This window comes from Sporosarcina psychrophila (assembly GCF_001590685.1).
In the GTDB taxonomy this organism is placed as follows: domain Bacteria; phylum Bacillota; class Bacilli; order Bacillales_A; family Planococcaceae; genus Sporosarcina; species Sporosarcina psychrophila.
The window spans coordinates 4,120,877-4,135,557 of sequence record NZ_CP014616.1 but is presented as its reverse complement, the minus strand read 5'-3'; the positions used below and the strand labels follow the sequence as shown (position 1 = coordinate 4,135,557).

The following is a 14,681-nucleotide window of genomic DNA, read 5'->3' as shown; positions in this document are numbered from 1 at the left end:
TTAGTTGGGTGGCTGTCTGTTTGTGGTTCGGAGGCTGACAGGGGGAAGTTGTACATATGATTGGTTGGCAAGGAGATATGATTGGTCATGCAGCGATTATGATTGGTCGTGTAGATATATGATTGTTCTTGCAAAAGATATGATCGGTTTACAAGTTATATAGTCGGTTGGTCGTGATATATGATCGTTTTCCCACTTTGTAGTGCGTTAAATTTATTGATTTTCATTGAAAATTTTATATCTGTCGCACGTCGTTTCAGAAAAGCAGAAATTAGAGTGCTAGGACCATTGAATGGTTTCCACTATTATCCATAAATCGTATGGACTACTATTCTTTGATTCTTACGAAGTCCCTTTGAACGATTTTTTCAATAACGCATGATTTTCCCCGAAATACACGTTTTGTATCATATTAAATCTATTTTTATTATGATAGATTCTTTATGTTGCACTATTTTGTTAAGTGCGAATAAACGGGTAAAGGGGAGATGGGATTTGAAGAGGGGTAATTTCACTAAATTTTTCAGCGCATTTTTAGCTCTTGCAATGGTGCTTTCACTACTATCGCCATTCACTGCATCGGCAAATGCAGAAAAGGCAAAACCATTCAAGCCGGATAATCACAGCGAAAGCATTATGCAACAGAAAGCAGCTATCGCCGAACAATTAAATCTGTTGGATGGTGGTTCCAAGTTACACAAAGACTTACAAGGGTTAACTGGAAATGGACAAGTCGCAGTTATTGTTCATTTATCCGAAAAGCCAGTTGCACTTGAACAGGGGATTAAAGAGTTAGCGGGGAAAACATTCACTTCTGCAGAAGCAACGGCAGTGAAAAAGAAAGTGAAAACGCAACAGACAGCTATGAAAAAAGAGATGCAAGTGAAAAACATTAATTTTACTGAGAAATTCGCGTACGATACTGTACTAAATGGTTTTTCTGCGACTGTACAAGCAGGAGATCTTGAAAAGTTACTAGCTATTAAAGGTGTTACATTAATTGAACCGGATACTGAAGTGCATGCATTTGAAGCTCCAGTTTCATCTGGAACAGTAGATGCGAATATGAACACCAGCATTTCATTCCTAGGAATTGAAAGGCTTTGGGCTGAAGGAATTGAAGGACAAGGGATTAAAGTCGCTGTACTTGATACAGGAATTGACAAAGATCACCCTGACTTTGCTGGTATTTATAAAGGCGGAAAGAACTTCATTCCAAATTCTGCTACTTATACAAGAACCCGTGCAGATAATGATGCATCGGAAACGTCACCTGTTGAACGACCAGCGGGAACACCTGAATTTAGCGCAACTGGAAGCGCTTTCTACACATCACATGGTACGCACGTGGCAGGAACAATTGCTGCAATCGGGGCGAATCCGTACGGGGTTAAAGGGATTGCACCGAAAGTAGATCTTTACGCATACCGCGTTCTGGGAGCTTACGGTAGCGGATCTACTTCGGGAATCATCGCTGCAATTGAAGAATCAGTCAAACAAAAGATGGATGTTATCAATCTTTCACTTGGTGGGGGAGCAAATTCTGAAACTGACGGAGGTTCATTTGCCATCAATAATGCGATGATGGCCGGAACGATTTCCGTAATCGCAACAGGAAACTCGGGTCCGAAACGTGGAACGATGGGTACACCGTCGACAGCACGTCTTGGAATTGCAGTTGGCAACACAACGAATCCTGAAGCGAATTTTGACAGCAATGTACATGTAACAGTCGGAGACTATCAATTATCAAAAACCATCAACTTAATGGGAACTACATTTGGAGCAGATTTAGCAACGCAATTGTCGGGTGAATATGAAGTCCTAGCAGTACCTGGAATGGGTACTAAAGCTGACTATAACGGACTCGACGTTAACGGGAAAGTAGCACTTGTCTCCCGAGGAGATATTGCATTCGTCGACAAAATTGCCGTCGCAAAAGAAGCAGGCGCAATTGCAATTCTTATCCATAACTTTACAGGCGGTTCAAATGCACCGAACGCTTCTGGAACATTCTTAGGAGATGCATTTGAATTCATCCCATCTTATGATTTGTCACAAACAGACGGAGATGCAATTCGTGCAGCTCTTAAAGGTGGTCAAGGAACTGTAACGTTCGCTAATTTCAATAAAACAATGACAATTGGAGATAATGTCAACGATTCCAGTTCACGTGGGCCGTCGACTCCAAACTTTGATATCAAACCAGACGTTAGTGCGCCTGGAACGAATATCATGTCAACAATTCCAATGTACAAAGCAGATTTTCCAGCTGCAAGTTATGAAGAAGCTTTCACACGTAAAACAGGTACATCAATGGCAACACCGCATATTGCAGGAATTGCAGCACTTGTTAAGCAAGCAAATCCAGGTTGGAATGCTTTTGACGTGAAAGTCGCGCTATCCAACAGCGCAAAAATTTTAGATACGACCAAATACGATGTCATGTCTCAAGGTGCAGGACGTGTGCAAGCTTATGCAGCAGCGCATCCGACTATCCTTGCATATGCAATGGATGAGGCAGTGTTGGATACAAGCGGTGAAATTGTCGACAATATTAAAGGGACAGTCACTTTCGGTCCTCAATCAATCAAAGAAAAAAACATTTCCGTTACAAAAGACATTCTTGTAAAAGATATGAAAGGTAACGGAGGAAATTATAATGTAACCGTCGATGTTACGAAATCATTCGAAGATGCAAAAGTGACCGTCGACAAATCAGCATTCACATTGAATGGCGAGCAATTGTTAACAGTTACATTAACGGCTTCGAAAAAAGCAAACGCACCACCAGGTTCCGAAATTCTGGGCTATATTCACATTAACGGTGAGGGTACTGAAGTTTCATTACCATTCGCAGCAGAGTTTGGCGGAGCACCGGCATCTGCATTTGAAAACTTCGCAATCACGGAAACAGATCTTTCATTCAACAATGACGGTATAAAAGACTCGGCTGTTCTGTCATTTAAACTGACAGGCGATGTCACAACAAATTACATCGAACTATGGGATATCATGGATCCTGAAGGTGGAGAATATGGAGACGGCTATATCGGCTACTTACATGCAGGTACTTCGCTCGCAGCCGGTTCTTACACGCTTAACGTGGCAGGAAATTACAAACCTTGGACTGAAGGTGCAGCTCAAACAACAATTCCTGATGGACTCTACACAATTGACTTCACTGGACAAACAGTTTCAGGCGAACCAGCAATTCTTAGTGGCTACGTTGGTCCGGTCGTCGTGAAATCTGAAGCCGGTACAATTGAAGGAGCACTTAAAGGTACAGCTGCAACAGGTAAAATCATTGACAAGTATATTGACTACCAAGCTGAACTTGTAAACTATGATTTAGGTTATGACGTAAATACGAAACTCAAAGCAAGTTACGAAGTGATGGAAAACGACACGGTGAAATCGTCCGGTCCTGTTAAATTAGCACAAGACGGATCATTTACAATCGACGTTGGTACGTTAACAAAAGATAACAGTGTCAAAGTGAAATATGTTGACGCTGCAGGCAATGCCGCAGAAAAAGTACTAGTCGATGATGGAACCGGCGTCAAGTATTCTGTGGATAAAGAAGAACTAGCACTGCAAGTAGGCGGTACAGAAAACCTAACAGTAACTGAAACAACAACAAAAGCGGACGGAACAAAAGAAGACAAAAATGTCACAGCAGAAGCAACATTCGTGTCTGCTGATGAAAAAATTGTAACAGTTAAAAATGGTGCAGTAACAGCAGTCGCCGCAGGTAAAACAGCAATCACAGTAAGCTACAAAGAATTCACAGCAACAATCGCAGTCGAAGTGGCAGCGAAAGATGGTCAAGACCAAGTTACGTATTCTGTAAGCAAAACGAATCTTACAATAGGCGTTGGTCAACAAGAACAACTCTTCGTCACACAAAAAACGACAAAGGCTGATGGTTCAGTCGTTGAAAAAGACGTAACAGGAACAGTGAATTATGATGTCGTCAACAGCGATATTGCAAAATTCGAGAAAGGTCTCATCACAGCACTTGCGGCAGGTAAAACGCAAGCACGCGTCATGGTTCCAGGACAAGAAGATATGTACGTTTACCTTGAAGTGACAGCAGCACCGCAAGATCAGGTTACTTATTCAGTTAGTAAAAAGAACCTAACAATCGGTGTTGGCCAATCAGAACAATTTTACGTCACCCAAACGACGACAAAAGCGGATGGCACAGTCACTGAAAAAGACGTCACAGGAAATGGCAGCTACAATGCAGTCAACAATAAAGTTGCTACAGTCAAAAAAGGACTCGTAACAGCACTTGCAGAAGGCCAAACACAAGTCCGTGTTATGATTCCAAACGAGGAAGCCATCTACGTTTACGTTGAGGTAGTGAAACTTCCTCAGGATATCATTACGTACAAAGTGAATAAAACAAATGTGAAAATGAATGTCGGCGACCAATTACAGTTGAAAGTGACAGAAACAACGCTGACTCCGAAAGGACAAACGAGCAAAAAAGACGTCACAGCAACAACTTCATTCAAAGTCGTCAACAATAAAATTGCAAAAGTTCAAAAAGGTCTAGTCACAGCGATTACAGGAGGTCAAACACAAGTACTTGTCACAATCCCAGATCAGGATCCAATCCTTGTCTACCTGAACGTGAAAGGCGACGTAATCACCTATTCAGTCGATAAAAACAGCGTCGCACTTAAAGCAGGCGCAACTGAACAATTAACAGTAATAGAAAAAACAACAAAAGCTGACGGCTCTGTCACAGAGAAAAACGTGACAGCAGATTCTAAATTTAAATCTGCGAATTCTAAAGTCGTCACATTAAGTAAAGGGTTAGTCACAGCAGTCGGACCAGGCGAAACGGCCATCTCTGTCACACACTCGGACTTTACAACGACAGTCACAGCGATTGTCGAGCAAGACGTAATCACCTATTCAGTCGATAAAAACAGCGTCGTACTTAAAGCAGGCGCAACTGAACAATTAACAGTAATAGAAAAAACAACAAAAGCTGACGGCTCTGTCACAGAGAAAAACGTGATAGCAGATTCTAAATTTAAATCTGCGAATTCTAAAGTCGTCACATTAAGTAAAGGGTTAGTCACAGCAGTCGGACCAGGCGAAACGGTCATTACAGTTTCACACCCGAACTTCACAACGACAGTCACAGCGATTGTCGAACAAGACGTAATAATCACAACAGAATTGATCACAAACCCAGCAGCACTTGAATTGGTAGTCGGGGAATCTTCTCGCATTTCAGTTCAATCGATTGAAACGAAAAATGGTGAGGCGACATCGACAGACGTGACAGAAATTGCTGCATATAGCGGGTTCGATTCAACTGTCATCGATGTTCAGCAAGGCCAAATCATTGCAGTCGGCGCTGGTGAAACAACAATCACAGCTTCTTATGGCAATGACGTTGCAACCATTTTCGTCAAAGTCGAAATGGTTTCAGTACCGGAAGCGCCTGAGGTACCTGAGTCACCAGGAGCTCAGAAATATAGTGTTTCAGAAGCAGAAATTGCAGCTTATGTGAACGATAAACAGGCAAAAGAAATCTTCATTGCACTACCTGAAAATGGAGAGGAAATCGCAATCGAATTCAACTCAACAATCCTAAATACAATCGTTAATGCTAAGAAAGGCTTATTCGTCACTAGAGGCGAAACGTCATTCTTCTTCTCGAAAAAAGCAGTCGAGAAACTTATGCAACAAGCTGGCGGTGATGCTACAATCACGTTAAGCGAAGCAAATGCATCTTCTATAGCAGATGCAATTTCAGAAAACTTTATCGTTAATCTTGAGGGCGGTACTGGCGATAATCGATTTGCGTTGAATCAATTCAATGAGAAAATCGAAATCGTTCTCCCGATAGACGCGTCTAAAGTGATTAAGAACAACAAAATAGCGGTACGAGATCTACATTCAACTAACACAATAAAAGCGAAATACAACAATGGAGTACTTGAATTCACAGCGACTGGTCCAGGTAGTTTCGTTGTGATCAATACTTCCACAGCGAACCACGCGGGTAACTTTGTCGCTATCAGCTATTAATTAAAAAAAGGAGCTCATTGAGTTTGATATGCTCCCCGATTAGGTAGATAGATTAAAAATAAAAGCTGGACTAAAGATTTTTTTAGTTCAGCTTTTATTTCACTTAATAAAAAACAAATTAACTTCTTCCTATTACAATCTAAAAACTCTATCATGAGACGAGTTTTAGACCTATTGCAGCACCTAAGACCATGCCTATAAAAATAAGTCTTCTCCAATCTTTTGATTCACCATATAAAAGCATACCTAAAATTGCTCCACCAGACGCACCAATTCCTGTCCAAATTGCATAAGCCGTACCCATAGGAAGTGTTTTCATTGAATAAGCAAGAAACACAAAACTAGCACCAAACGCGAGAGTTAGAAATAGCACCGATTGCCAATTACGGTCTTTATGCAATTTACTTATCATTACAACACCAAACATTTCAAATAAACCTGCAACAATCAAAGAAACCCACGCCATTAAGATTCAGCTCCTTCTTTATCGCTATCTTGAGTCACTAATTTCAAACCAACGACTCCACCTAATAAAACCAAAATTAAAAGCACTTTTGCTAATTTAAATGGTTCATCAAAAAATATGATGTCGGAAAAAACTGTTCCTGCTGTACCTAGTCCAACAAAAACCGTATAGACAGTTCCAACAGGTAGTTTTTTTCCAGCCATAATCATTAAATAAAAACTAACGATAATAGCAATAATTGTTCCAGTCCAAGTCCAAAAGTCATTTGCATGTTTTAATCCAATAACCCAAAAAACTTCGAAAAAAGCAGCGATTATTACTTTAACCCAATCTGTATTCATTTAACTAACACCTCCGTTTATATTCGTGCCCATCAAAAACAAAAAAAGCCCAAGAGATAACTGTTAAAAAACAGTTCCTCCCAGGCTTTTATCCTTCCGTGACACAGCATAGCTGTGAGTTTTCTCTCGGACCAGACCAACACTGACAGTTGCGGAACCCTAGAAAACATTCAAAGTATGTAATTACCTTGTATTATACACACTTTTAAATCGTAGTCAAATGTACAACATTATAAACAAGACATGATTTTAATTTACCTCATGTACAATCACTTGTCCTTAATGGTCCGAAGTAGGCTGCTTTTTTTATCCATTTTATTTGAAGATTAAGCGCTATAAAAAAGGGTATTAAATAGTATAAGGAGAATTACTACTAAACAAAGGACAATAACCGAAAAAAAGGAAGTGCACCCATGACAAGCTGGAATACAGAAGCGATCGAATTACTTGAAAGGAAACCGAAGCAACAAAATTGGGGAGCAAGAAGAGCCGCAAAAGATAAGAAATATAAATCATCCTCCCAATTAGTGAATGATTACATCGTACTCGATTTTGAAACGACGGGTTTGCGTGCAGGCGCTGATAAAATCATTCAAATTGGTGCCATTAGGTATGTAAATCATGAAGTGAAAGACATGTTTAATACGTTCATCAACCCCTTCCGTCATATCCCAGAGACAGTTACACGACTTACAGGCATTTCAAACGAAACAGTTGAATTGGCACCGAGTATCAATCAAAAAATTGAAGAACTACTCGAATTCATCGGAGATTTACCAATCATTGCTCACAATGCATCGTTTGATATGGGTTTCCTTTATGCACTCGACAACATCGATGGCATAAGCATTCCCGAGTATATCGTCATCGATACCGTCAAACTAGCTAGAAAAAAAATCACCGAAGCCCCCAACCATAAACTAACCACATTGACAGAATTTCTACAGCTCGAACACGATGCCCATGATGCCATCGGCGATTGTGTGGCAACAGCAGCCATTTATCAATATTGCGTGAAAAAGCATTTTTAAAATAAACTCGCATAATCTAGTAAGTCGGCTCTGACTGGCGGCAGATTTTTGTTAAGGTAAGAACAGGAAATTAAATGAATGGAAAGGGGGAAATTAAAGTGAGGAAAAATGTGTGGGCCATCTGTACAGCATTAGTTATAAGTTTAGTTTACGGCACAATTGTAGGCGAGGCAGAGGTGAAAAAGCCGACACATTACATAGGACTTCATGATCGATTATTGGACTTTAAAGACGTCCAGGTCATCGATAACGATATGAAGATCCCACTTAGCGAAATCACAAAAGTACTCTACATCCCAGTAGAAAAAGAAGAAGGCATCACTTATCTTCGAAAAAGAGGCACCGTTATCAGCTATGATGCTTCAACAAAATTGACATCGAAAGACGGTGTGGAACTCAGTTGGACTCCAATCGTCGACGTTAACGGCACGCTTTTCATTAGCGCAAAATACATCGCAAAAGTGACGGGATTCAAAGTAGAATACATCCAAAAAATGAAAACGTTGCGTATTTATCGTGATGACTACGAGCATATGAGCCATGTAGATTACGAAAAACATGTTAAACAATTGTTGGATAAAAAACAGCCGGCCAAACCACCAGTTAAGCCAGAAAAGCCCGGAGCGAAATCCGAAACAACAATCTACTTGACCTTTGATGACGGCCCCAATAAATTCACAACAATCAACAACGCAACACTGAAAAAATATAACGTCCACGGTACATTCTTCTTCCTAGGAAAACACATGAAAAAAAACGAGGACATCGTTAAAACAGTGGCTGGCGATGGTAACTACATCGGCACGCACAGCATGACACACGACAAAGACAAAGTATATAAATCCACCAAATCATTCATCGATGAAATGACCGAAGGAACCAAACTCATCAACAAAATGACCGGCATCGATGCTAAACTACTCCGTGTTCCATACGGTAGCAAACCGCACGTCACACCGGCCATGAAAAAAGAGCTCAACCAATACAACTACAAAATGTGGGACTGGGACGTCGACTCCAATGACTGGAAATACACCGACAAAGAAGCTGACAAAATCATTAAAAACGTCCGTGACGGTGTCGATAAAGCCAATAAATCCGGCGACCGTAACATCATCGTCCTGCTACACGACCGCAGTCAAACAGCAAAAGTTCTCCCAGAAATCATCGAATGGCTACAAAAAGAAGGCTATACCATCAAAACATACGAACCCGAGCACCACATCATCCAAAACTTCTTAAGCGACACCACATTATAACCAAAAAACCGCCTCTTGCAGGCGGTTTTTGTGTGTGGGAAAACGGGGAGCGGGCATATCCTCAGGCAAACGATCATATCTCTCGCGCAACCAAGCATATCCCCAGGCAATCGATCATATCTCCCGCGTAACCAAGCATATCCTCAAGCAATCGATCATATCTCCCATTCAATCGAGCATATCCTCGGGCAAGCGATCATATCTCCCACAGCACCGAGCATATCCTCATGCAACCGATCATATCTCTCGCGCAACCGAGCATATCCTCAGGCAACCGATCATATCTCTCGCGCAACCGAGCATATCCCAAGGCAAGCGATCATATCTCTCACATAACCAAGCATATCGCCAGGCAAGCGATCATATCTGCCATTCAACCGAGCATATCCTCAGGCAATCGATCATATCTCTCACGCAACCGAGCATATCCTCGGGCAATCGAGCATATTTCCGCGCAACCGAGCATATCCTCAGGCAAGCGATCATATCTCGCACGGAACCAAGCATATCCCCGGGCAACCGAGCATATCCCCATACAACCGATCATATCTCCCGTATCCCCGAGCATATCCCGGCGCGAGCAATCCAAAACTAATTAGAAAGGAAGCTTTTGGCCTCGGCCAAAAGCAGATTTAAGTCAAATGCATAGATCTAAAATCATACCTTCCACCAAAGCGGGAAACCGATCATATATGATGTCGAACCAATCATATAACCTGTTCAACCAAGCATATCCCTATGCTACCGATCATATCTCCCATTGAACCAAGCATATCCCTATGCTACCGATCATATCTCCCATTGAACCAAGCATAACCCTGAGCAACCAATCATAAACCCCACAGAACCGAGCATATCCTAAGCCCAACCAATCATATCCAGCACCCGACCAGCCAACGGTAAATCAATACACCGCCCACCAAAAAGAGCAAGTGCTCAAATCTCAAATATATACCCAAATACCCTATCAAATATCAATCATGCCACTGTTTAACAAATACATAATTCGGCTTTGGCGAAAAGTATATAAAACCACCAAAAATTCTGATATCATTTTTAAGAGGTGATAAAAATTGATTTATAAACAAAGATCAATGCCGAAAATACTAATTGGATTAAGTGCATTAATGCCCCGATTACAGCCGTCACATGCCGAAATGCTTAGAGTCAGAGAGGACTTTCGAATACGAAAAGCAGGCTATGGTGGGGAGCAACACTTTGACAAGCATCTACTAGAATTCAAACCCCATTATCCACACGCTATCTTGCACGACGTCTGCTTGAAACAGAACGGCGTTTATTTTCAGATGGATTCGGTACTTATTACGCCAGCTTTCATTCTTATTATCGAGGTGAAAAACATTGCTGGGAAAATTATCGTGAAATCAAACCCCACACAGTTCATCCAGGAATCCCCGACAGGTGAACGAAAAGTGTTGAGCAACCCCATCGCTGAGCTCAATCGCAAGCAATTATTTCTCAATGAATGGCTCAAGCAAAGGAAAATCGATATCCCGATTAGCGGACTTGTTACTTTCGCATTCACCAATGAGTTAATCTTCGAAAACGTTCCCGAAACTAAAATCACATTCACCAATGAAACTCCGACTTATTTGTATTCCTTATCCATCGATAAAGAAATCATAAGCAAAGATACTATACGGAAATTGGCATTCGAATTAAGAAATAACCATCAAGAATATGATCCTTTCCCGTTAACCAAATTGATGAATATATCCCCAATTGATATTTTACCCGGAGTCATTTGTCCGGCATGCAACACTAGAGGGATGAGGTGGAAGCCAAGAAAATGGGCATGTCCAACGTGTAATCATACTGGACCTGACTGTCATATTGCGGCGCTTGCAGATTGGAGATGTCTCATGGGCGACCGGATAACTAACAGGGAATTCAGAAGTTTCATGCTGCTAAATGACAGACAAGTAACAACGAGATTTCTTGCCCGATCCGGACTATCACACGAAGGAAAGGGGAAAGGTAGTTTCTATGTCATGAATGAAAAGACAAATAAGCATGAGTCAGCGCTTCATGAACTTTGAAGCGCTTTTCTACGAATAAAACTAGTAATCTGTCCAATGAAAACAGCATTTAGACTAGTAACCAATCATAATTAACGCCAACCGAGCATATCCCAAGCCAAGCAATCATATCTCTCATGCAACCGATCAAATCCTGAGCCAAGCAATCATATCTTCCGTGCAACCGAGCATATCCTCGGCCAAGCAATCAAATCTCCCATCCAACCGTGCATATCCCAAGCCAAGCGATCAAATCTCCCAAGCAACCGAGCATATCCCAAACCAAGCAATCAAATCTCCCATACAACTGAGCATATCCCAAACCAAGCGATCATATCTCCCATACAACCGAGCATATCCCAAGCCAAGCAATCATATTCCCCAAGCAACCGAGCATATCCCCGGCCAAGCAATCATATCTTCCATGCAACCAAGCATAAACCCCACCAAATCAACCAATCATATCCCCACACCACACCCAAAAAAACTTCGCCTCCCTAAACACCTCCATCTCCAGTATAATAAACTCACAGAACTATCCAACATCAAAGGGGGAACCACCAATGGACTACCTTTACAACCCAAATCCATCCATACGCCATACCGCCTTCGCAAAAAACGGCATGGTCGCAACCTCACAGCCACTCGCCGCACAAGCTGGCATTGAAATTATGCGCAGGGGAGGCAACGCAATTGATGCGGCAATCGCGACTGCGGCTGCACTTACCGTCGTCGAACCAACATCAAACGGTATCGGCGGCGATGCATTCGCACTCGTTTGGGTCAACAACAAATTGCACGGCCTCAACGCTTCCGGCCCGGCACCGCAATCACTCACAATCGACGCCGTAAAAGCGCAAGGCCACGACAAAATGCCAGTCTACGGTCTGACGCCAATCACCGTCCCAGGCGTACCCGCAGCATGGGCGGAACTCGCGCGCAAATTTGGCAATCTACCATTAAAAGAATCACTCGAACCAGCCATCCGCTATGCCGAAGAAGGCTATCCGCTCACACCGATTCTCGGCAAATACTGGAACGCTGCCTACAAAAAATACAGCACTTCATTTACAACAGAAGAATTCGATGCATGGTTCACCACATTCGCGCCCGACGGTAGAGCACCAGAAATCGGTGAACTTTGGAAATCACGAGATCACGCCGCCACACTACACTCCATTGGGGAGTCGAATGCAGAATCCTTCTACACGGGAGAACTAGCCGACAAAATCGACACTTTCATGCAACAACACGGCGGCTTTCTCACAAAATCTGATCTGGCAAACTACCAGCCAGAATGGGTAGAACCCGTCTCTACAAACTACCGCGGCTACGACGTTCATGAAATTCCGCCAAATGGCCAAGGCATGATCGCACTCATGGCACTCAACATCCTATCGGAAATGAACAGCCCAGTGCCGCACGACACGCAATCGCTTCACGAACAAATTGAGTCTATGAAGCTCGCATTCACAGATGGACAAGCATTCATCACCGAACCAACTGATATGCCAATTAAACCCGAACACCTTCTATCAAAAGCGTACGCACAACAACGCGCCGCCAAAATTACAGCAACCGCAACATGTCCAGAACCGTATGAATTACCAAAAGGCGGCACAGTTTACCTGGCAACTGCAGATGGGGAAGGCAACATGGTATCCTTCATCCAGTCGAATTACATGGGCTTCGGCTCCGGTATCGTTATTCCTGGCACAGGAATCGCACTCCAAAACCGTGGCGCAGACTTCTCGCTAGATCCGAATCACCCAAATGCACTAAAACCGGGCAAACGAACATTTCACACCATCATCCCAGGCTTCCTAACCAAAAACGGACAAGCCATCGGGCCATTTGGTGTCATGGGCGGATACATGCAACCGCAAGGCCATTTCCAAGTAGCCATCAACACAATCGATTACAAATTAAATCCACAAGCAGCCCTCGACGCACCGCGCTGGCAGTGGATAAAAGACAATCTAGTCCACGTCGAACCGGGCTTCCCGAACCATCTCGCCCAAGCACTGACAAGACTTGGTCACCAAATCCAGCCAACCCTCGACTCAGGCTCATTTGGTCGTGGCCAAATCATCTGGCGAAATCCTAAAACCGGAGTTCTATCAGGCGGCACCGAATCCCGAACCGACGGAGCAATCGCCGTCTGGTAAAATATTTCATCGAACCCGCATAAGAATTACTTAGGCGGCTACTACCACGCTTTAAAAGGTGTATACTTAAGCATCATCAAACCTGACACATAAGAAAAAACGTTGCTAAGTACCCAATAAACGTTGTTTACTTCTAGTGAAAAGTTGCCATCTTACCCTACAGTATTTCCAGCAACCAATCATCACCAAATCACCAACCAAAGGAGGGGACGGCCCCATGTGGAGAATCTACGCACTCCTCACTACCGCAATGCTTATCTGGGGATTTAACCTGCCACTCCTCAAATATCTGCTCATATATGTCGGACCAGTTACCATGACAACATTCCGTATCCTGCTCGCAGGCATCACGGTATTCATCATTCTGGCGGCGTTCAAAATGCTTCGTCTGCCGACAAAAAATGAATGGAAATATATCATAGGAGGCGCGATGCTCAATGTCGTCCTCCATCATTACTTCCTTAACATGGGACTTGTTCGTACGACCGGCACAAACGCGGGACTGATACTCGGAACAGGCCCCGTCCTAACGGCGATCTCCGTCGCACTTATCATGCGGAATTACCCGTCTAAAGTGCAATGGCTTGGTTTCTTAGTCGGCCTAGGCGGCGTCAGCTCCGTCGTTTTAGCAGGCGGGGGAATTGGCGGTCTCGCGCTCGGTGATAGCTTCATTTTCATTTCAATCGCCGCTCAAGTATTATCATTTCTAGTCATCGCAAAAGCAGCAAAAACACTCGATCCACGTATCATGACCGCTTATATGATGGTAGTCGGCAGCGCGGTACTACTCATCATTAGCCTGATTCAAGAACCCGGTGAAATCAAAGCATTTGCCACCGTACCGCCCATGTTTTGGCTCGGTTTCGCAGCAAGCGCCATCATCGGCACAGCTGTCGGTCACATGCTTTACAACTACGCAGTCGGAAAAGTCGGCCCAGCCAAAGCCGCCATCTTCATCAACTTCAACACCATGTTCTCCCTAATCGGCTCAGCACTATTCCTTGGCGAAATCATCACCTATCGCCATCTCATAGGCCTAGCCCTCATCATTGCCGGCGTTATACTAGGATCTGGCGCCGCAGAAGACCTATGGAAAAAACGACGCAAGCGGAGTGAGAATGTCGTTTAGTTCACTAATCACGCAATCTTTTCCATATAAATTCATAGAACGTTGTCTCTTTCGAATAGACAATCACCACCCAATCAGCCATCCAGACCACCGGATGGCTTCCTTTATGCCCTTCAAATAGAAAATAGTGTCCAACCAATCCCGGGAGTGTCCAAAGAACCTGCAATAGTGTCCAACCAATCCTGAAGTGT

At 43.1% G+C, this 14,681-nt stretch carries 8 protein-coding genes and 1 riboswitch; of the genes, 6 read left to right on the top strand and 2 right to left on the bottom strand.

Annotated elements, in window-relative coordinates; translation table 11 throughout:
* Nucleotides 1-495: 495 nt before the first annotated feature.
* Nucleotides 496-6,057, top strand: a complete 5,562-nt coding sequence (locus AZE41_RS22405; protein WP_156476109.1) for a S8 family serine peptidase — start codon at nucleotides 496-498, stop codon at nucleotides 6,055-6,057.
* A gap of 151 nt (nucleotides 6,058-6,208) precedes the next feature.
* Here the strand turns inward: AZE41_RS22405 and AZE41_RS19310 are convergent, their stop codons facing one another.
* Both AZE41_RS19310 and AZE41_RS19305 read right to left on the bottom strand, forming a co-directional pair.
* Nucleotides 6,209-6,523 (bottom strand): DMT family transporter, encoded by a 315-nt coding sequence (locus AZE41_RS19310; protein WP_067213040.1) that lies wholly within the window; start codon nucleotides 6,521-6,523, stop codon nucleotides 6,209-6,211.
* Complete coding sequence (locus AZE41_RS19305) at nucleotides 6,523-6,864, bottom strand: DMT family transporter (protein WP_067213037.1); 342 nt, start codon at nucleotides 6,862-6,864, stop codon at nucleotides 6,523-6,525. The genes AZE41_RS19310 and AZE41_RS19305 overlap by 1 nt, the downstream gene beginning before the upstream one ends.
* Nucleotides 6,865-6,939: 75 nt before the next feature.
* A riboswitch (guanidine-I (ykkC/yxkD leader) is annotated at nucleotides 6,940-7,038 on the bottom strand.
* Nucleotides 7,039-7,277: 239 nt separating this feature from the next.
* Here AZE41_RS19305 and AZE41_RS19300 point away from each other — a divergent pair.
* The 5 genes from AZE41_RS19300 (at nucleotide 7,278) to AZE41_RS19280 (ending at nucleotide 14,490) form a co-directional block, all read left to right on the top strand.
* Nucleotides 7,278-7,895, top strand: coding sequence for a 3'-5' exonuclease (locus AZE41_RS19300; protein ID WP_067213035.1), 618 nt, complete (start codon nucleotides 7,278-7,280; stop codon nucleotides 7,893-7,895).
* A 98-nt stretch (nucleotides 7,896-7,993) separates the two neighbouring features.
* Nucleotides 7,994-9,154 (top strand): polysaccharide deacetylase family protein, encoded by a 1,161-nt coding sequence (locus AZE41_RS19295; protein ID WP_067213032.1) that lies wholly within the window; start codon nucleotides 7,994-7,996, stop codon nucleotides 9,152-9,154.
* 1,073 nt (nucleotides 9,155-10,227) lie between these two features.
* Complete coding sequence (locus tag AZE41_RS19290; protein ID WP_067213029.1) at nucleotides 10,228-11,214, top strand: nuclease-related domain-containing protein; 987 nt, start codon at nucleotides 10,228-10,230, stop codon at nucleotides 11,212-11,214.
* 542 nt (nucleotides 11,215-11,756) lie between these two features.
* Nucleotides 11,757-13,361, top strand: coding sequence for a gamma-glutamyltransferase family protein (locus AZE41_RS19285; protein ID WP_067213026.1), 1,605 nt, complete (start codon nucleotides 11,757-11,759; stop codon nucleotides 13,359-13,361).
* A gap of 217 nt (nucleotides 13,362-13,578) precedes the next feature.
* Nucleotides 13,579-14,490 (top strand): DMT family transporter, encoded by a 912-nt coding sequence (locus AZE41_RS19280; RefSeq protein ID WP_067213023.1) that lies wholly within the window; start codon nucleotides 13,579-13,581, stop codon nucleotides 14,488-14,490.
* Nucleotides 14,491-14,681 lie beyond the last annotated feature (191 nt).

Bases quoted from the DNA above. Each gene is read 5' to 3' on its own strand.
- AZE41_RS19310 (WP_067213040.1), bottom strand. From the start codon at position 6,523: ATGGCGTGGGTTTCTTTGATTGTTGCAGGTTTATTTGAAATGTTTGGT.
- AZE41_RS19305 (WP_067213037.1), bottom strand. From the start codon at position 6,864: ATGAATACAGATTGGGTTAAAGTAATAATCGCTGCTTTTTTCGAAGTT.
- AZE41_RS19300 (WP_067213035.1), top strand. From the start codon at position 7,278: ATGACAAGCTGGAATACAGAAGCGATCGAATTACTTGAAAGGAAACCG.
- AZE41_RS19285 (WP_067213026.1), top strand. From the start codon at position 11,757: ATGGACTACCTTTACAACCCAAATCCATCCATACGCCATACCGCCTTC.
- AZE41_RS19280 (WP_067213023.1), top strand. From the start codon at position 13,579: ATGTGGAGAATCTACGCACTCCTCACTACCGCAATGCTTATCTGGGGA.